29 protein-coding genes are annotated in these 16,772 nt (G+C 68.8%); all 29 read right to left on the minus strand.

Annotation, left to right across the window (positions count from 1 at the left end):
- Nucleotides 1–114: 114 nt before the first annotated feature.
- A complete protein-coding gene (rplQ, locus tag DE149_RS00880) occupies nucleotides 115–843 on the minus strand; it encodes a 50S ribosomal protein L17 (RefSeq protein WP_049146305.1) in 729 nt (242 codons plus the stop codon).
- A gap of 75 nt (nucleotides 844–918) precedes the next feature.
- The gene (locus DE149_RS00885; protein WP_049146318.1) at nucleotides 919–1,917 is read right to left on the minus strand and encodes a DNA-directed RNA polymerase subunit alpha; all 999 of its coding nucleotides are present in this window, start codon (nucleotides 1,915–1,917) and stop codon (nucleotides 919–921) included.
- A gap of 132 nt (nucleotides 1,918–2,049) precedes the next feature.
- A complete protein-coding gene (gene rpsK / locus DE149_RS00890) occupies nucleotides 2,050–2,454 on the minus strand; it encodes a 30S ribosomal protein S11 (RefSeq protein WP_002857513.1) in 405 nt (134 codons plus the stop codon).
- Nucleotides 2,455–2,537: 83 nt separating this feature from the next.
- The gene (gene rpsM, locus DE149_RS00895) at nucleotides 2,538–2,906 is read right to left on the minus strand and encodes a 30S ribosomal protein S13 (RefSeq protein WP_017487821.1); all 369 of its coding nucleotides are present in this window, start codon (nucleotides 2,904–2,906) and stop codon (nucleotides 2,538–2,540) included.
- A gap of 274 nt (nucleotides 2,907–3,180) precedes the next feature.
- On the minus strand, nucleotides 3,181–3,294 hold the full coding sequence (gene rpmJ / locus DE149_RS00900; protein WP_002857509.1) for a 50S ribosomal protein L36: 114 nt from the start codon (nucleotides 3,292–3,294) through the stop codon (nucleotides 3,181–3,183).
- A 35-nt stretch (nucleotides 3,295–3,329) separates the two neighbouring features.
- On the minus strand, nucleotides 3,330–3,551 hold the full coding sequence (gene infA / locus DE149_RS00905; RefSeq protein WP_010080397.1) for a translation initiation factor IF-1: 222 nt from the start codon (nucleotides 3,549–3,551) through the stop codon (nucleotides 3,330–3,332).
- Nucleotides 3,552–3,755: 204 nt separating this feature from the next.
- Nucleotides 3,756–4,598: a type I methionyl aminopeptidase gene (gene map, locus DE149_RS00910; RefSeq protein ID WP_080981695.1), complete on the minus strand. Its 843-nt coding sequence runs from the start codon at nucleotides 4,596–4,598 to the stop codon at nucleotides 3,756–3,758.
- A gap of 4 nt (nucleotides 4,599–4,602) precedes the next feature.
- Nucleotides 4,603–5,220 (minus strand): adenylate kinase, encoded by a 618-nt coding sequence (locus DE149_RS00915; protein WP_036317780.1) that lies wholly within the window; start codon nucleotides 5,218–5,220, stop codon nucleotides 4,603–4,605.
- 51 nt (nucleotides 5,221–5,271) lie between these two features.
- Nucleotides 5,272–6,579 (minus strand): preprotein translocase subunit SecY, encoded by a 1,308-nt coding sequence (secY, locus tag DE149_RS00920; RefSeq protein ID WP_049146302.1) that lies wholly within the window; start codon nucleotides 6,577–6,579, stop codon nucleotides 5,272–5,274.
- Between the two features lie 163 nt (nucleotides 6,580–6,742).
- A complete protein-coding gene (gene rplO / locus DE149_RS00925; protein WP_036317776.1) occupies nucleotides 6,743–7,195 on the minus strand; it encodes a 50S ribosomal protein L15 in 453 nt (150 codons plus the stop codon).
- A complete protein-coding gene (gene rpmD, locus DE149_RS00930; RefSeq protein ID WP_002857502.1) occupies nucleotides 7,188–7,412 on the minus strand; it encodes a 50S ribosomal protein L30 in 225 nt (74 codons plus the stop codon). The genes rplO and rpmD overlap by 8 nt, the downstream gene beginning before the upstream one ends.
- Before the next feature lie 3 nt (nucleotides 7,413–7,415).
- Entirely contained in the window at nucleotides 7,416–8,165 is a 750-nt protein-coding gene (rpsE, locus tag DE149_RS00935; protein ID WP_002857500.1) for a 30S ribosomal protein S5, read from the minus strand.
- Nucleotides 8,162–8,536: a 50S ribosomal protein L18 gene (gene rplR, locus DE149_RS00940; RefSeq protein WP_044659552.1), complete on the minus strand. Its 375-nt coding sequence runs from the start codon at nucleotides 8,534–8,536 to the stop codon at nucleotides 8,162–8,164. The genes rpsE and rplR overlap by 4 nt, the downstream gene beginning before the upstream one ends.
- Nucleotides 8,536–9,069 (minus strand): 50S ribosomal protein L6, encoded by a 534-nt coding sequence (rplF, locus tag DE149_RS00945; RefSeq protein WP_036381545.1) that lies wholly within the window; start codon nucleotides 9,067–9,069, stop codon nucleotides 8,536–8,538. The genes rplR and rplF overlap by 1 nt, the downstream gene beginning before the upstream one ends.
- A 30-nt stretch (nucleotides 9,070–9,099) precedes the next feature.
- Nucleotides 9,100–9,498 (minus strand): 30S ribosomal protein S8, encoded by a 399-nt coding sequence (gene rpsH / locus DE149_RS00950; protein WP_002857494.1) that lies wholly within the window; start codon nucleotides 9,496–9,498, stop codon nucleotides 9,100–9,102.
- A 73-nt stretch (nucleotides 9,499–9,571) separates the two neighbouring features.
- Nucleotides 9,572–10,147, minus strand: coding sequence for a 50S ribosomal protein L5 (gene rplE, locus DE149_RS00955; RefSeq protein ID WP_036317773.1), 576 nt, complete (start codon nucleotides 10,145–10,147; stop codon nucleotides 9,572–9,574).
- Entirely contained in the window at nucleotides 10,147–10,488 is a 342-nt protein-coding gene (rplX, locus tag DE149_RS00960) for a 50S ribosomal protein L24 (protein ID WP_036317770.1), read from the minus strand. The genes rplE and rplX overlap by 1 nt, the downstream gene beginning before the upstream one ends.
- A gap of 4 nt (nucleotides 10,489–10,492) precedes the next feature.
- Nucleotides 10,493–10,861, minus strand: a complete 369-nt coding sequence (rplN, locus tag DE149_RS00965) for a 50S ribosomal protein L14 (protein ID WP_002857487.1) — start codon at nucleotides 10,859–10,861, stop codon at nucleotides 10,493–10,495.
- Between the two features lie 342 nt (nucleotides 10,862–11,203).
- Nucleotides 11,204–11,485, minus strand: a complete 282-nt coding sequence (gene rpsQ, locus DE149_RS00970) for a 30S ribosomal protein S17 (protein ID WP_036317768.1) — start codon at nucleotides 11,483–11,485, stop codon at nucleotides 11,204–11,206.
- Nucleotides 11,482–11,751 carry a 50S ribosomal protein L29 gene (gene rpmC, locus DE149_RS00975; protein WP_036317766.1) on the minus strand — a complete coding sequence of 90 codons (270 nt, stop codon included), beginning with the start codon at nucleotides 11,749–11,751 and terminating at the stop codon, nucleotides 11,482–11,484. Before rpmC ends, rpsQ begins: the two co-directional genes overlap by 4 nt.
- A gap of 4 nt (nucleotides 11,752–11,755) precedes the next feature.
- Nucleotides 11,756–12,172 carry a 50S ribosomal protein L16 gene (gene rplP, locus DE149_RS00980; RefSeq protein WP_036317764.1) on the minus strand — a complete coding sequence of 139 codons (417 nt, stop codon included), beginning with the start codon at nucleotides 12,170–12,172 and terminating at the stop codon, nucleotides 11,756–11,758.
- Nucleotides 12,172–12,990 (minus strand): 30S ribosomal protein S3, encoded by an 819-nt coding sequence (gene rpsC, locus DE149_RS00985; RefSeq protein ID WP_002857479.1) that lies wholly within the window; start codon nucleotides 12,988–12,990, stop codon nucleotides 12,172–12,174. The genes rplP and rpsC overlap by 1 nt, the downstream gene beginning before the upstream one ends.
- A 2-nt stretch (nucleotides 12,991–12,992) precedes the next feature.
- Nucleotides 12,993–13,358: a 50S ribosomal protein L22 gene (gene rplV, locus DE149_RS00990; protein WP_017487837.1), complete on the minus strand. Its 366-nt coding sequence runs from the start codon at nucleotides 13,356–13,358 to the stop codon at nucleotides 12,993–12,995.
- Nucleotides 13,359–13,409: 51 nt separating this feature from the next.
- On the minus strand, nucleotides 13,410–13,691 hold the full coding sequence (gene rpsS, locus DE149_RS00995; protein WP_002857475.1) for a 30S ribosomal protein S19: 282 nt from the start codon (nucleotides 13,689–13,691) through the stop codon (nucleotides 13,410–13,412).
- A 15-nt stretch (nucleotides 13,692–13,706) separates the two neighbouring features.
- On the minus strand, nucleotides 13,707–14,546 hold the full coding sequence (gene rplB, locus DE149_RS01000) for a 50S ribosomal protein L2 (protein ID WP_010080386.1): 840 nt from the start codon (nucleotides 14,544–14,546) through the stop codon (nucleotides 13,707–13,709).
- Between the two features lie 37 nt (nucleotides 14,547–14,583).
- Nucleotides 14,584–14,889: a 50S ribosomal protein L23 gene (gene rplW / locus DE149_RS01005; RefSeq protein WP_002857471.1), complete on the minus strand. Its 306-nt coding sequence runs from the start codon at nucleotides 14,887–14,889 to the stop codon at nucleotides 14,584–14,586.
- The gene (rplD, locus tag DE149_RS01010) at nucleotides 14,886–15,521 is read right to left on the minus strand and encodes a 50S ribosomal protein L4 (RefSeq protein WP_041103272.1); all 636 of its coding nucleotides are present in this window, start codon (nucleotides 15,519–15,521) and stop codon (nucleotides 14,886–14,888) included. The genes rplW and rplD overlap by 4 nt, the downstream gene beginning before the upstream one ends.
- 4 nt (nucleotides 15,522–15,525) lie before the next feature.
- Complete coding sequence (gene rplC / locus DE149_RS01015) at nucleotides 15,526–16,176, minus strand: 50S ribosomal protein L3 (RefSeq protein WP_036317759.1); 651 nt, start codon at nucleotides 16,174–16,176, stop codon at nucleotides 15,526–15,528.
- Between the two features lie 20 nt (nucleotides 16,177–16,196).
- Nucleotides 16,197–16,505, minus strand: a complete 309-nt coding sequence (gene rpsJ / locus DE149_RS01020; protein ID WP_002857463.1) for a 30S ribosomal protein S10 — start codon at nucleotides 16,503–16,505, stop codon at nucleotides 16,197–16,199.
- Between the last annotated feature and the right edge of the window lie 267 nt (nucleotides 16,506–16,772).

The raw sequence follows: 16,772 nt of genomic DNA on the forward strand, positions 1-16,772 counted from the left end.
GCTCCTCAAGCGGGTCGGGGCGGGACCGGGGACGGCGAAGGGCCGCCCACCGGGTGGTGGACGGCCCTCGCCGATGCGTCGTCACGGGGACGGACGCGGACTCACGCGCTGGCGTCAGGCCATCTTCTGGGCGGCCTCGCCACCGGCAGGCTCGAAGCCCGCGGCCTTGGCCTCCTCGACGGTGGAGAACCAGACCTCGGCGGTGGTCTGGTCGTACCAGCGCGAGCCGGGGACGTGGTACTTCTTCGAGCTGGCGTTGCCCTTGATGGTGGCCTCGGCCGGAGCCGAGCCGTCCTCGTTGGTGGGCACGGCGCCGTCGATCTCGGCGGCGGCCTCCTGCGACTCGGCCACGGTGACCTCCTCGGTGGCGGCCGGGTCGACGGCCTCCACCGGGGTGGACTCGGCCGGGGCGGCCGGCGCGGACGCGGCGGCCTGCTCGGCCTCACGCACGACGGCCTGCTTGCCGGAGATCGGCTCCATGATCAGCTCGATCACGGCCATGGGCGCGTTGTCGCCCTGGCGGTTGCCGATCTTGGTGATGCGGGTGTAGCCGCCGTTGCGCTCGGCCATCGCCGGGCCGATCACGGTGAACAGCTCGTGCACGACCGCCTTGTTGGTGCGGTTCTTGGCGGCGATGAGACCCTGCACCTTGCGGCGGGCCGGCAGATCGCCCTTCTTGGCGAAGGTGATCAGGCGCTCGGCGTACGGGCGCAGGCGCTTGGCGCGGGTGAGCGTCGTGGTGATCGACTTGTGCTCGAACAGCTGGGCGGACATGTTCGCCAGCATGATGCGCTCGTGGGCCGGGCTGCCGCCCAGACGCGGACCCTTGGTGGGGGTAGGCATGGTGTTTCTCCTCGGGTGGGACCCTGCAGCCGGCTGCGGCGTTGGGTCGAAGATGTCAGGTGGTGCGGAATCGGCTCAGAAGTCCGAGAACGGGTCGTCGTCCATCTGGCGCGCGTGCGCCTGCGGGTCGTAGCCGGCCGGCGAGTCCTTGAGGGACAGGCCCAGCTCCTGGAGCTTCTCCTTGACCTCGTCGATGGACTTCGCGCCGAAGTTGCGGATGTCCATCAGGTCGGCCTCGGAACGGCCCACGAGCTCACCCACGGTGTGGATGCCCTCGCGCTTGAGGCAGTTGTACGAGCGCACGGTGAGCTCGAGCTCCTCGATCGGCTGGGCCAGGTCGGCGGAGCCCTCGACGACCTCGGGCTCGTCGCCCAGGTCGATGCCCTCGGCCTCGACGTTGAGCGAGCGGGCCAGGCCGAACAGCTCGACCAGGGTGGAGCCGGCAGAGGCCACCGCGTCACGCGGCAGCATGTTCTCCTTGGTCTCCACGTCCAGGATCAGACGGTCGAAGTCGGTGCGCTGCTCCACACGGGTGGCCTCGACCTTGAAGGTCACCTTGAGGACCGGGGAGTAGATGGAGTCGACCGGGATGCGGCCGATCTCCGCGTCCGCGGACTTGTTCTGGGCGGCGGTCACGTAGCCGCGACCGCGCTCGATGGTCAGCTCCATGTCGAACTTGCCCTTCGCGTTCAGGGTCGCGATGTGCAGGTCCGGGTTGTGGATCTCGACGCCGGCCGGCGCGGTGATGTCCGCGGCGGTGACGACGCCGGCCCCCTGCTTGCGCAGGTAGGCCACCACGGGCTCGTCGTTCTCCGAGGAGACGGAGAGCTTCTTGATGTTGAGGATGATCTCGGTGACATCCTCCTTGACTCCGTTGACGGTGCTGAACTCGTGCAGCACGCCGTCCACGCGGATGCTGGTCACGGCAGCACCGGGGATCGACGAGAGCAGAGTGCGGCGCAGGGAGTTGCCGAGGGTGTAGCCGAAGCCGGGCTCCAGGGGCTCGATGACGAACCGGGAACGACGGTCGGAGACGACCTCTTCGGTCAGCGTGGGGCGCTGTGCAATGAGCACGGACATTTCCTTTCGGCGAGCGTCCGCCATATGACGCACGCGGTGGGTGGAAACGAGGACGGGGTGGGGGCAGGTCCGCAGACCTGTCCGCGTCCGCCCCGGGCGGGGGCGGACGCGGACACAGCGCTCAGGTCAGACGCGGCGGCGCTTCGCCGGGCGAGCGCCGTTGTGGGCCATGGGGGTGACGTCCTGGATGGACCCCACCTCGAGGCCGGCGGCCTGCAGGGAGCGGATGGCGGTCTCGCGGCCCGAGCCCGGACCCTTCACGAAGACGTCCACCTTCTTCATGCCGTGCTCCTGCGCACGCTTGGCGGCCTGCTCGGCGGCCATCTGCGCGGCGTACGGGGTCGACTTGCGCGACCCCTTGAAGCCGACCTCGCCGGACGAGGCCCAGGAGATGACGGCACCCGTGGTGTCCGTGATGGACACGATGGTGTTGTTGAACGTGCTCTTGATGTGGGCCTGGCCCACGGTGATGTTCTTGTTGGCCTTGCGACGCGGCTTGCGGGCAGCCGATGCGCGAGTCTTGGGGGGCATGTGATTCTCCTCCGGGAAAGCTGCTGGTGCTGATGCTGCGGGCGGGGCGTCCGGACGTGGACGCGGTCACCGCCGGTGCAGGATCACTTCTTCTTGCCGGCGACCGTCTTCTTGGGGCCCTTGCGGGTACGGGCGTTGGTCTTCGTGCGCTGGCCGCGCACCGGCAGGCCGCGGCGGTGGCGCAGGCCCTCGTAGGAGCCGATCTCCACCTTGCGACGGATGTCGGCGGCCACCTCGCGGCGGAGGTCGCCCTCCACCTTGTAGCTGCCCTCGATGTGGTCGCGCAGCTGCACCAGCTGCTCGTCGGAGAGGTCCTTCACGCGGATGTTCGGGTCGATGCCCGTGGCGGCGAGGGTCTCCTCAGCGCGGGTCTTGCCCACACCGTAGATGTACGTGAGTGCGATGATCACGCGCTTCTCGCGCGGAATGTCAACGCCTGCAAGACGAGCCATGTGGCCGTCCTCCTGTTCTTCTGCAGCAGGGGTCTGCACCAGGGACGTCCCGTACGACGCGGCACTGGGCCTCGCGGACCCGTCGTCGCGGCGCCGGGGAAGATCCGGCGTGCTCCGCGGCGGGCGTCCGCCGTCGTCGGTCTCCGGCCCCTGCGGCCGGAGGTGGGGGCCCTCCCCTCACGGGGTGGACCGCTGTCCCTGCTGTTCGGCCCGATGGCCGGTGGGTGGTGTGGTCAACGCGACGGCGTCGCTCCCCGGGCTCCCGGGGAGGCGATCAGCCCTGGCGCTGCTTGTGGCGCGGGTTCGAGCAGATCACCAGCACGCGGCCCTTACGGCGCACGACCTGGCACTTGTCACAAATCCGCTTCACGCTCGGCTGAACCTTCACGGCTCTTCCTCCTGCGCTCGCTTGGACGGGGGTTCTTACTTGTATCGGTACACGATCCGACCCCGGTTGAGGTCGTACGGGCTAAGCTCCACCACGACGCGATCCTCGGGGAGGATGCGGATGTAGTGCTGACGCATCTTTCCGGAGATCGTGGCGAGCACGACGTGCTCGTTCTGCAGACGGACCCGGAACATCGCGTTCGGCAATGCCTCCGACACCGTGCCCTCGACCTCGATGACACCTTCCTTCTTAGCCATGTCCTCCACAATCGTCATGCCCCGGGCACGGCCGCGGAGGGCCGGATGACGGGGCGGGAACGGGTCTGCTCGCCGGCGCACACGAGTGCGCGCACACGAACAACGTTCGATGATACCGCATTCTCGGTCTGAGAACCAGCACAGACGAGGACGGCCGCCCGGTCCGCCGGACGGGCGGGACGGACGGCCGACAGCTCGGGCCCCTCACTCCCCCGGCGGGACCGGGACCACGCCGAACCGGGCGAGCTCGGAGGCGCCGCCGTCGGGCGCGGTGAGCACCCACACACCGCCGTCGTGCCGGCAGACCGAGTGCTCCCACTGGCTCGCGCGGGCGCCGTCGAGGGTCACCACGGTCCAGTCGTCCGCGAGCACCTTCGTGTCGATGGAGCCGCGCACCAGCATCGGCTCGATGGCGAGCGCCAGACCGGAGCGGATCTTGGGCCCCCGGTGGCCGGTGCGGTAGTTGAACACGTCCGGCGGCAGGTGCATGGCCGAGCCGATGCCGTGCCCCACGTACTCCTCGAGGATGCCGAGCTCCTCGCCCGGCTGCGCGGAGACGAAGTCGTCGATGGCGTCCCCGATGTCCCCGACGTGGGTGGCGGAGGCGAAGGCCGCGATGCCGACCCAGAGCGCCTCCCGCGTGATCGCCGAGAGGCGCTCGTCGGCCGGGTCCGCGGTGCCGGCCGCGGAGGAGCCCAGGATCACCGTGCGGGCCGAGTCGGCGTGCCAGCCGTCCACGATCGCGCCCCCGTCGACCTTCAGCACGTCGCCGGTCTGCAGGACCCGGTCCCCGGGGATGCCGTGCACGACCTCGTCGTTGACCGAGGTGCAGATCGAGGCCGGGAAGTCGTAGTAGCCCAGGAAGTTGGAGGTCGCACCGCGCTCGGCCAGCACGCCCGCGAACACGGCGTCCAGCTCCGCGGTGGTGACGCCCGGCGCGGCCGCCGCCAGCGTGGCGTCCAGGGCCTCGGACAGGACCACCCCCGCGCGCTGCATGGCCTGCAGCTGGGGGGCGGTCTTGAGCTCGAGCGAGCGGCGGCCGATCACGGGGTCAGGACTCCGCGCCCGGCTGGATCACGGGCAGGGAGCCCGTGGCGGCGCGCACGGAGTACACGGCCTGCAGCAGGCGCTCGGTGACGTCGTCGATCTGGCCGGTGCCGTCCACGCGGGCGACGATGCCGCGCTCCACGTACTCCTGGATGACGGACTCGGTCTCGCGGTGGTACAGGTCCAGGCGGTGCTCGATGACCTCCTGGGTGTCGTCCGCGCGGCCCTCGATCTCGGCACGCTTGAGCAGACGCTCCACGAGCTCCTCGTCGGGCACCTCCAGCTCGACGACGGCGGACAGCGACTGGCCGGACTCGGCGAGCATGGCGTCCAGCGCCTCGACCTGGCCCTTCGTGCGCGGGTAGCCGTCCAGCAGGAAGCCGTGCTCCGCGTCGGCCTGGGCGATGCGGTCCGCGACCATGCGGTTCGTGACCTCATCGGGGACGAAGTCGCCGTTGTCGATGTACTTCTTGGCCTCGACGCCGAGCGGCGTCATCGACTTCACGTTGTGGCGGAAGATGTCACCGGTGGAGATCGGGACGATCCCCAGCTTGTCGGCGATCCGGGCGGCCTGGGTGCCCTTGCCGGAACCGGGAGGGCCCATGAGCAGCATGCGGGTCATCGTGTGTTCCTCACTGTCGATACGGACGGCGTTGCGGGATCGGGTCGGGGCTCAGCGCAGCAGGCCCTCGTAGTGGCGCTGCTCCATCTGTGCGCTGACCTGCTTCACGGTCTGGAGGCCGACGCCCACCATGATGAGGATGGACGTGCCGCCGAGCGGGAAGTTCTGGCTGGTGCCGATCACCGCGAAGGCGATCAGCGGGATCATGGCCACGATACCCAGGTAGAGGGCGCCCACGAGCGTGATGCGGCTGATGACGTACTGCAGGTAACGCTCGGTGGGCCGGCCGGCGCGGACGCCGGGGATGAAGCCGCCGTAGCGCTTCATGTTGTCCGAGATCTCCACCGGGTTGAACGTGATGGACACGTAGAAGTACGTGAAGCCGATGATGAGCAGGAAGTACAGGGCCATGTACACCGGGTGGTCGCCGGGGCCGAAGTACCGGCTCAGCCACGTGATCCACGGGGCCGGCGCACTGCCGTCCTGCGGCGTGTTGAACTGGATGAGGATGCCCGGGAGCATCAGCACGGAGGAGGCGAAGATGACCGGGATGACGTTGGCCATGTTCACCTTGACCGGGATGTAGGTGCTCGACCCGCCCACGGTCCGCGAGCCGATCTGCCGCTTGGCGTACTGGACCGGGATCCGGCGCTGCGACTCCTCCACGAAGACGATGGCCAGCATGGTGAGCAGGCCGATCCCCATGACGATCGCGAACACGCGCCAGCCCTGCGTCTGGACCACCTGGCCGAGGCCGGCCGGGAAGCCCGCCGCGATGGAGGTGAAGATCAGCAGGGACATGCCGTTGCCCACGCCGTTCTCGGTGATCCGCTCGCCGAACCACATGACGATGAGACAGCCGGTGGTCAGGGCGATGACCACGAGCAGCACCGTGAGGATGGAGCCGTCGCGCAGCAGCGGCAGGCTGCATCCGAGCAGCGCCCCGGTGCGGGCCAGCGAGGCCATCGTGGTCGCCTGCAGCAGGGCGAGGGCGAGGGTCAGGTAACGGGTGTACTGCGTCAGCGTCGCCTGGCCCTGCGGGCCCTCCTGGTGGAGCTGCTCGAAGCGCGGGATCACCACGCGCAGCAGCTGCACGATGATCGACGCCGTGATGTAGGGCATGATGCCGAGCGCGAAGACGGACACCTGCAGGAGCGCCCCGCCCGAGAACATGTTCACGAAGGAGTACAGGCCGCCCTGGGCGTTGCCCGCCGCGAGGCACTGCTGCACCGCCGGGTAGTCCACCCCGGGGGCCGGCACGAAGGCGCCCATCCGGTAGACGGCGATGAGCCCGAGCGTGAAGGCGATCTTCCGCAACAGGTCAGGCGTCCGGACGATCCGGGCGATGGCCTTGAGCACGAGTCCTCCTGCGGTGGTCCTGTGGGGCGCGCCGGCCGCGGGGCGGGGCACGAGACGGCGGCCACACCGGGGCGGCCGCTGTGCGAGTCTACACGGACGGACCGAGGGCCCTGGTCCGGAGCGGCTGCTCCGGGCCAGGGCCCTCGGTGGATGGGTCGGCGTGTCAGAGGGTCTCGGTGGACCCGCCGGCGGCCTGGATCTTCTCCACGGCGGACGAGGAGAAGGCGTTCGCCTTCACCTGCACGGCCGAGGTGATCTCCCCCGTGCCCAGCACCTTCACGGGCTGACCGCGACGGACGAGGCCCTTGGACACGAGCGCGTCCACGGTGACCTCACCGCCCTCGGGGAAGTGCGCGGAGAGCTTGTCCAGGTTCACGACCTGGTACTCCGTGCGGAACGGGTTCTTGAAGCCGCGGAGCTTCGGCAGACGCATCTGCAGGGGCAGCTGGCCGCCCTCGAAGCCCGCACGGACCTGGTAACGGGCCTTGGTGCCCTTGGTGCCGCGACCGGCGGTCTTGCCCTTCGACGCCTCACCGCGACCCACACGGGTCTTGGCGGTCTTGGCACCGGGGGCCGGACGCAGGTCGTGGACCTTGATGGCGTCGTTGTCAGCCATTGTTGACCTCCTCCACGGACACCAGGTGCGGCACGGTGTTGACCATGCCGACCGTCACCGCGTCGGCCTTGCGGGTGACCTGGTGGCCGATCCGCTTCAGGCCCAGCGAGCGCAGGGTGTCCCGATGGTTCTGCTTGGAGCCCGTGACGCCGCGGGTCTGGGTGATGACCAGGGTGGCGTCCGAGGGCTGGATGTTCTTGCGGGTGGGCTCAAACACGGCTCACGCACCTGCCTTCGCGCTCTTCTGGGCGCGATCGTTCTCCATGGTGCGCAGCATCGCATGGGGGGCGATCTCGTCCAGGGCCTTGCCGCGGCGGGCGGCGACGGCCTGGGGCTCTTCCAGCTTCTTGAGGGCGTCCACGGTGCCGCGCACGATGTTGATCGCGTTCACGGAGCCCATGGACTTGGACAGCACGTCGTGGATGCCGGCGCACTCGAGCACGGCGCGCACCGGACCGCCGGCGATCACGCCGGTACCCGGGGAGGCCGGGCGGAGCAGCACGACGCCGGCGGCGTCCTCACCCTGCACCAGGTGCGGGATGGTGGAGCCGACGCGGGGGACACGGAAGAAGGACTTCTTGGCCTCCTCCACGGCCTTCTGGATCGCGGCGGGGACCTCCTTCGCCTTGCCGTAGCCGACGCCGACGGTGCCGTCGCCGTCACCCACCACCACGAGGGCGGTGAAGGAGAAGCGGCGGCCGCCCTTGACGACCTTGGAGACGCGGTTGATGCCCACGACGCGCTCGAGGAACTGGTCCTTCTCGTCGTCCTGGGCGCCACGACGGTTGCGGTCGTCGCGACGGCCGCCACGACGATCGCCGTCACGGCCACCGCGGCCGCCGTCGCGACCGCCGCGGCCACCGGTGGCGCGCTCGGTGGTCTGGCTCGCCGAGCCCGACCCGGTCTCGGAGACGGTGGTCTCGGTGCTCTCGGTCACCTGAGTGTCCTTCTGGTTGATGTTCTCGGTCACAGCTGCAGCCCACCCTCTCGCGCACCGTCGGCCACGGCCGCGACGCGCCCGTGGTACTTGTTGCCGCCGCGGTCGAAGACCACGGCATCGATGCCGGCCGCCTTGGCACGCTCGGCGACGAGCTCGCCCACGCGCTTGGCCTTGGCCGTCTTGTCGCCCTCGAGCGCACGCACGTCGGCCTCCATGGTGGAGGCGTACGCGAGCGTGCGGCTCTGCGTGTCGTCCACGACCTGCACGAACATGTGCCGTGCAGAGCGGTTGACGACGAGGCGGGGACGGACGGTGGTGCCGGAGATCCGCTTGCGCACCCGGAGGTGGCGGCGGGTGCGGGCGTTGAACTTGCCCTTGCCCTTCACCTTCAGAGTAGACATCACTTACCTGCCTTTCCGGCCTTGCGGCGGATCTGCTCGCCCGCGTAGCGCACGCCCTTGCCCTTGTACGGGTCGGGGCGGCGCAGCTTGCGGATGTTGGCGGCGGTCTCGCCGACCTGCTGCTTGTCGATACCGGCGACGGTGACCTTGTTGCCCTCCACCGTGAAGGTGATGCCCTGGGGCGCCTTCACCGGGACGGGGTGGGAGTAGCCCAGGGCGAACTCGAGGTCCTGGCCCTTGGCCTGCACGCGGTAGCCGGTGCCGACGACCTCGAGCTGCTTGGAGAAGCCGTTGGTCACGCCCTCGACCATGTTGCTGATGAGGGTGCGGGTCAGACCGTGCAGGGAGCGGGACTCACGCTCGTCGTCGGGGCGGGCCACGGTGACCTGCCCCTCCTCGAGGGTGGCCGTGATGGGCGTGGGCAGCGAGTGCTCGAGCTGGCCCTTGGGGCCCTTCACGGAGACGCGGTCGCCGTCGATGGTCACATCGACGCCGGCGGGGATGGTGATCGGGAGACGTCCGATTCGAGACATGTCAGTTCAGCCTTTCTTCCGTCTTGCCCGTCACCAGACGTAGGCGAGGACTTCTCCGCCCACGCCCTTCTTGGCGGCCTGCTGGTTCGTGAGGAGACCAGAGGAGGTGGACAGGATGGCGATGCCGAGGCCGCCCAGCACGTGGGGCAGGTTCGTGGACTTCGCGTACACGCGCAGGCCCGGCTTGGAGATGCGGCGCAGGCCGGCGATCGCACGCTCACGCTGCGGGCCGAACTTCAGGTCGATGGTCAGCTTCTTGCCGACCTCGGCCTCCTCCTCGCGCCAGTCCTGGATGTAGCCCTCGGCCTTGAGGATCTCGGCGACGCGAGTCTTCAGCTTCGAGGACGGCATGGACACGGTGTCGTGGTAGGCCGAGTTTGCGTTGCGCAGACGGGTCAGCATGTCTGCGACGGGATCGGTCATGGTCATGTGGGCTTCACGCCCTTTCTCGCCGTGGTTTCCGCCACCGGTTCACCGGTGGAGGACCTGTGGCGTGGAGGTCTTACTGGTCGGTCTTGAACGGGAAGCCCAGCGCCTTGAGCAGCGCGCGGCCCTCGTCGTCGTTCTTGGCGGTCGTCACCACGGTGATGTCCATGCCGCGCACGCGGTCGATCTTGTCCTGATCGATCTCGTGGAACACGGTCTGCTCGGACAGGCCGAAGGTGTAGTTGCCGTTGCCGTCGAACTGGCGGTCGGACAGGCCGCGGAAGTCACGGATGCGCGGCAGCGCGAGCGTGACCAGGCGGTCCAGGAACTCCCACATGCGGTCGCCACGGAGCGTGGCGTGCGTGCCGATGGGCATGCCCTCACGCAGCTTGAACTGCGCGATGGACTTGCGGGCCTTGGTGATCATCGGCTTCTGGCCGGTGATGGCGGTGAGGTCGGCGACCGCGCCGTCGATGATCTTGGAGTCCTTGGCGGCCTCGCCGACGCCCATGTTGACGACGACCTTCACGAGACCCGGCACCTGCATGACGTTCCCGTACTGGAACTGCTCCTGCAGGGCGCCGCGGATCTCGTCGCGGTACTTGGTCTTCAGACGCGGGGTGACCTTCTCGGTCTGCTGCACCTCGGTCATCACAGCTCCTTCCCCGAGGCCTTGGCGAAGCGGACCTTCACGGTCTTGCTCACGCCGTCCTTCTCGACGGTCTCGAAGCGGTAGCCCACACGGGTCGGCTTCTTGGTCTCCGGGTCCACCACGGCCACGTTCGAGATGTGGATCGGGGCCTCGACGACCTGCAGGCCGCCCTCGGTGGAACCGTTGTTGTCCTGGCCGGCGCGCAGGTGCTTGGTCACGCGGTTCACACCCTCGACGAGCACGCGCTCATCCGCCGGGAACACGCGCAGGACCTTGCCCTGCTTGCCCTTGTCCTTGCCACTGATGACCTGGACGAGGTCGTCCTTCTTAATCTTGGCCATGAGGTCAGATCACCTCCGGGGCGAGCGACACGATCTTCATGAACTTCTTGTCACGCAGCTCGCGACCCACGGGGCCGAAGATGCGCGTGCCACGGGGCTCGCCGTCGGTCTTCAGGATGACCGCCGCGTTCTCGTCGAACTTGATGTACGAGCCGTCGGGACGGCGGGACTGCTTGCGGGTGCGGACCACCACGGCCTTGACGACGTCGCCCTTCTTGACGTTGCCGCCGGGGATGGCGTCCTTCACGGTGGCGACGATGGTGTCGCCGATGCCTGCGTAGCGGCGTCCGGAACCGCCGAGAACACGGATGGTCAGGATTTCCTTCGCACCGGTGTTGTCGGCGACCTTGAGCCGCGACTCCTGCTGGATCACTTGTCTCTCCTAGCGTCGCGCCGGTTCTCCCCCACGATGGGCGAGCCTTGCGGAACGGTTGAACGGGCATCCCGGGACGCTTACCCCTCCCCCGAGGCGGGCCGCCCGCCGTCGTCCCCCGGCGACGCGTGTTCAGACAGCGTCGGGGAGGTCGAGAGCGGAGGGGCGCGCAGGGCAGGGCCGAGGCGGATCCGGGATCGGCGTGCGCGGCCCTCGGCACACAGGATGGATGGTCCTGCCAACGAGAGGGCGCACGAATATCAGAGTCTAACGCACAAGGCCGCCCCGTGCCAGTGCACGGGGCGGCCCTCTGCGTCGCCGGCCCTCAGGGGGCCGGGTCGATCACTTGGCGCGCTCGACGATCTCCACCAGGCGCCACCGCTTGGAGGCGGACAGCGGGCGGGTCTCGGCGAGGCGGACGCGGTCGCCCACGCCGGCGGTGTTGTCCTCGTCGTGCGCCTTCACGCGCTTCGAGGTCTTCAGCACCTTGCCGTAGAGCGAGTGCTTCTTGCGGTCCTCGACCTCGACGACGATGGTCTTGTCCATCTTGTCGGAGACGACGATGCCACGGAGGGCCTTGCGGTAGCCGCGCTCCTCGGAGACGGCCGGGGTCTGCTCGGTCACTTGGCAGCCTCCTCGTTCTTCTCGGCCTGCGCCTCGGCGGCGACATCGCCGCGGATGCCCAGCTCGCGCTCGCGCAGGATCGTGTAGATGCGCGCGATGTCACGCTTGACGGCCTTCAGCCGGCTGGCGTTGTCCAGCTGACCGGTGGCGGCCTGGAAGCGCAGGTTGAACAGCTCCTCCTTGGAGGACTTCAGGGCCTCCAGCAGGCGGGCGTTGTCCATCCCGTCCAGGGACTCGACGTTCAGATCCTTGGTGCCGATCGCCATGGGATCACTCACCACCCTCTCGACGGATGATACGGGCCTTCAGCGGCAGCTTGTGGATGGCCAGGCGGAGCGCCTCGCGGGCGACGTCCTCCGTGACACCCGACAGCTCGAAGAGCACGCGTCCGGGCTTGACGTTGGCGACCCACCACTCCGGCGAGCCCTTGCCGGAGCCCATGCGGGTCTCGGCGGGCTTCTTGGTGAGCGGGCGGTCCGGGTAGATGTTGATCCAGACCTTGCCGCCACGCTTGATGTAGCGGGTCATGGCGATACGGGCGGCCTCGATCTGACGGTTGGTCACATAGGCCGGCGTGAGCGCCTGGATGCCCCACTCGCCGAACGTCACGGTGGTGCCGCCCTTGGCGGCGCCGGAACGCTTGGGGTGGTGCTGCTTGCGGTGCTTGACGCGACGGGGGATCAGCATCAGGCGTTGCCTCCTTCAGCGGGAGCGGCGGCCGGGGTCTCGGCGCCGGCGCCGGCGTTCTCCTGGCGGGGAGCACGCTCGGCGCGATCGTTGCGACGACGACGCTCGCCGCCGCCACGGCGCTCGCCGCCACGGCCACGGCCGGAGGGCTGCGCGGCCTCCTTGGCCGCGAGCTCCTTGGCGGTCAGGTCGCCCTTGTAGATCCAGACCTTCACGCCGATGCGGCCGAAGGTGGTCTTGGCCTCGAACTTGCCGAAGTCGATGTTCGCGCGGAGGGTGTGCAGCGGCACGCGACCCTCGCGGTAGAACTCCGAGCGGCTCATCTCGGCGCCGCCGAGGCGGCCGGAGCACTGGATGCGGATGCCCTGCGCGCCGGCGCGCATGGCGGACTGGATCGCCTTCTTCATCGCGCGGCGGAACGCCACGCGCGAGGCGAGCTGCTCGGCCACACCCTGCGCCACCAGCTGGGCATCGGTCTCGGGGTTCTTGACCTCGAGGATGTTCAGCTGGATCTGCTTGCCGGTGAGCTTCTCGAGCTCACCGCGGATGCGGTCGGCCTCGGCGCCGCGGCGGCCGATCACGATGCCCGGACGCGCGGTGTGGATGTCCACGCGCACGCGGTCACGGGTGCGCTCGATCTCCACCTTGGAGATGCCGGCGCGCTCCATGCCGGTGGTCATCAGCTCGCGGATCTTGACGTCCTCCTTGAGGAAGTCAGCGTAGCGCTGGCCCTCCTTGTGGGAGTCCGCGAACCAGTGCGAGACGTGGTCGGTGGTGATGCCGAGGCGGAACCCGTTGGGGTTGATCTTCTGGCCCATTGTCAGTTCCCACCCTTCTCGTCCTTGGACGCGACGACCACGGTCACGTGGCTCGTGCGCTTGTTGATGCGGTACGCGCGGCCCTGAGCACGGGGCTGGAACCGCTTCATGGTCGGGCCCTCGTCCACGAAGGCCTCGGTGATGTAGAGGGCGTCCTCGTCGAAGGCCTGGCCCTCGCGGTCCGCCTTGACGCGGGCGTTCGCCACCGCGGAGGCCACCAGCTTGTACACCGGCTCCGAAGCGCCCTGCTGGGCGAACTTCAGGATGGCCAGTGCCTCGGTGGCCTGCTTGCCACGGACCAGGTCGACGACGCGCCGGGCCTTCATCGGCGTCACGCGCAGGTGGCGCGCAATTGCCTTGGCTTCCATTGCTTCTCTCTTTCGATTCTCGAGAAGGTCAAGCGTGCTGTGCCCTCAGGCTCAGCGGCGCTTGCCCTTCTTGTCGTCCTTCACGTGGCCGCGGTAGGTCCGGGTCGGGGCGAACTCGCCCAGCTTGTGACCCACCATGGACTCGGTGACGAACACCGGGACGTGCTTGCGTCCGTCGTGGACCGCGATGGTGTGACCCAGCATGTCCGGGATGATCATCGACCGGCGGGACCAGGTCTTGATGACGTTCTTGCTGCCCTTCTCGTTCTCGGCCAGAACCTTCAGGTAGAGGTGCTGATCGACGAAGGGGCCCTTCTTCAGGCTGCGAGGCATGTCTTCCCTGCTCCCTTATCGCTTGTTCTTGCCGGTACGACGGCGACGCACGATGAGCTTGTCGCTTTCCTTGTTCGGACGACGCGTGCGGCCCTCGGGCTTGCCGTTCCGGTTGACGGGGTGACGACCGCCGGACGTCTTGCCCTCGCCACCGCCGTGCGGGTGGTCGACCGGGTTCATGACGACACCGCGGACGGTCGGGCGCACGCCCTTCCAGCGCATGCGGCCGGCCTTGCCCCAGTTGATGTTCGACTGCTCGGCGTTGCCGACCTCGCCGATCGTGGCGCGGCAGCGCACGTCGACGTTGCGGATCTCCCCGGAGGGCAGGCGCAGCTGGGCGTACTTGCCCTCGCGGGCGACCAGCTGCACGGAGGCGCCGGCGGAGCGGGCCATCTTGGCGCCGCCGCCGGGGCGCAGCTCCACCGCGTGGATGGTGGTGCCCACGGGGATGTTGCGCATCGGCAGGTTGTTGCCGGGCTTGATGTCGGCGTTCGGGCCGGCCTCCACCACGTCGCCCTGCTTCAGCTTGGCCGGGGCCAGGATGTAGCGCTTGGCGCCGTCCGCGTAGTGCAGCAGCGCGATGCGGGCGGTGCGGTTCGGGTCGTACTCGATGTGCGCGACGGTGGCGGGCACGCCGTCCTTGTCGTGGCGACGGAAGTCGACCAGGCGGTACTGGCGCTTGTGGCCGCCGCCCTTGTGACGAGTGGTGATGCGGCCGGTGTTGTTGCGGCCGCCGGTCTTGTGCAACGGACGGAGAAGGGACTTCTCCGGCGTGGACCGGGTGATCTCTGCGAAGTCGGCCACGGACGAGCCGCGCAGGCCCGGGGTGGTCGGCTTGTACTTACGGATAGCCATGTGTCAGTTCCTCGATTAAGTGGTCTCCGCACGCCGATCAGGCGAGCGGACCTCCGAAGATGTCGATGGTCCCGTCCTTGAGCGTGACGATGGCACGCTTGGTGGACTTGCGCTGGCCCCACCCGAAGCGGGTGCGACGGCGCTTGCCGGAACGGTTCAGGGTGTTGACCGAGGCCACGTCGACGTTGAAGATGCGCTCCACCGCCTGCTTGATCTCGGACTTGTTGGAGCGCGGGTCGACCAGGAAGGTGTACTTGCCCTCGTCGATCAGACCGTAGCTCTTCTCCGACACGACGGGAGCGATGATCACGTCGCGGGGATCCTTGTTGATGGAGCCGCTCACTGGGCATCCTCCTTCTTGGCGCCGGAAGCCTGGGCCACGTACGCCTCGTAGGCCGCCTGGGTGAACACGACGTCGTCGGAGACGAGCACGTCGTAGGTGTTCAGCTGGTCGGCGTACAGGGTGTGGACCGCGGGCAGGTTGCGGGCGGACAGGGCGGCGACGTCGTCGGCCCGGTCGATCACCAGCAGCACGTTCTTGCGGCCGGTGTTCAGGGACGCGAGGCCCGCCTTGGCGGCCTTGGTGGACGGGGTGGTCCCGGACACGAGGGCCTCGATGACGTGGACGCGGCCGTTGCGGGCGCGGTCCGACAGGGCACCGCGCAGGGCGGCGGCCTTCATCTTCTTGGGGGTGCGCTGCGAGTAGTCACGCGGGGTCGGGCCGTGGACGACGCCACCACCGGTCATGTGCGGGGCGCGGATGGAGCCCTGACGGGCGCGGCCGGTGCCCTTCTGCTTGAACGGCTTGCGACCGGCACCGGACACCTCGCCGCGGCGCTTCGTCTTGTGCGTGCCCTGACGGGCGGCGGCGAGCTGGGCGACGACGACCTGGTGCATGAGCGGCACGTTGGACTGCACGTCGAAGAGCTCGGCGGGCAGATCGACCTGGACGGTCTTCACGGAGTTCTCAGCCATGGTCTCAGGCTCCCTTCACGGCGCTGCGGACGAGCACGACCTGGCCCTTGGAGCCGGGCACCGCGCCCTTGATCAGCAGGAGGTTGTTCTCCACGTCGATGCCGTGGAGGGTCAGGTTCATGGTGGTCTGGCGCACGGCGCCCATGCGACCGGGCATGCGCTGGCCCTTGAACACGCGGCCGGGGGTGGACGCGCCGCCCACGGAGCCGGGCTTGCGGTGGTTCTTGTGCTGGCCGTGCGAGGCGCCCACTCCGGCGAAGCCGTGGCGCTTCATGGCGCCGGCGAAGCCCTTGCCCTTGGTGGTGCCCACGACGTCGACCTTCTGGCCGGCCTCGAAGACCTCCACGGTCACGTCCTGGCCGAGCGAGTACTCGGCGGCGTCGGCGGTGCGCAGCTCGACGAGGTGGCGACGCGGGGTCACGCCGGCCTTCTCGAAGTGACCGGCCAGGGGCTTGGTCACGCGGCGGGGATCGATCTGGCCGTAGGCGATCTGCACGGCGGTGTAGCCGTCGGTCTCCTCGGAGCGCAGCTGGGTGACGACGTTCGGGTCTGCCTTGACCACGGTCACGGGGATGAGCTTGTTGTCCTCATCCCAGACCTGGGTCATGCCGAGCTTCGTGCCCAGCAGGCCCTTGATGTTCTGGGTGTTGGTCATAGTCTCTCAGCACCTCCCTCTCAGAGCTTGATCTCGATGTTGACGTCCGCGGGCAGGTCCAGTCGCATGAGCGAGTCGACGGCCTTCGGGGTCGGGTCGATGATGTCGATGAGCCGCTTGTGGGTGCGCATCTCGAAATGCTCGCGGCTGTCCTTGTACTTGTGGGGAGAACGGATAACGCAGTACACGTTCTTCTCCGTCGGCAGCGGCACGGGGCCGACCACCGTCGCGCCTGCGCGCGTGACCGTGTCAACGATCTTGCGGGCCGAGACGTCGATGACCTCGTGGTCGTACGACTTCAGCCGGATGCGGATCTTCTGTCCCGCCATGGCGTCACGCCTCTCTCGTCGGGTGTGCTGTTCCTGTCCCTGTGCGGCGGATCGTGCCCGCCTTCTTGTCCTCCACCCGCGCGGGGCGAATCCGGTCGGACCGGGTTCCTCGCCGCCGCCGGACTCCGGTCCACGCGGTCGGGCGTGTCGCATTCCTGGGAGGGCACACGCTTGTGGCGGGCCGGAGTGGTGACGTCACATCTGGGCCGAGCTGCCGCCGCGAGACACACGACGACAGCGCAATGGCGCTTGAGCAACCGAATCAGT

Origin of the sequence: Micrococcus sp. KT16 (assembly GCF_003315015.1) — a bacterium.
In the GTDB taxonomy this organism is placed as follows: domain Bacteria; phylum Actinomycetota; class Actinomycetes; order Actinomycetales; family Micrococcaceae; genus Micrococcus; species Micrococcus luteus.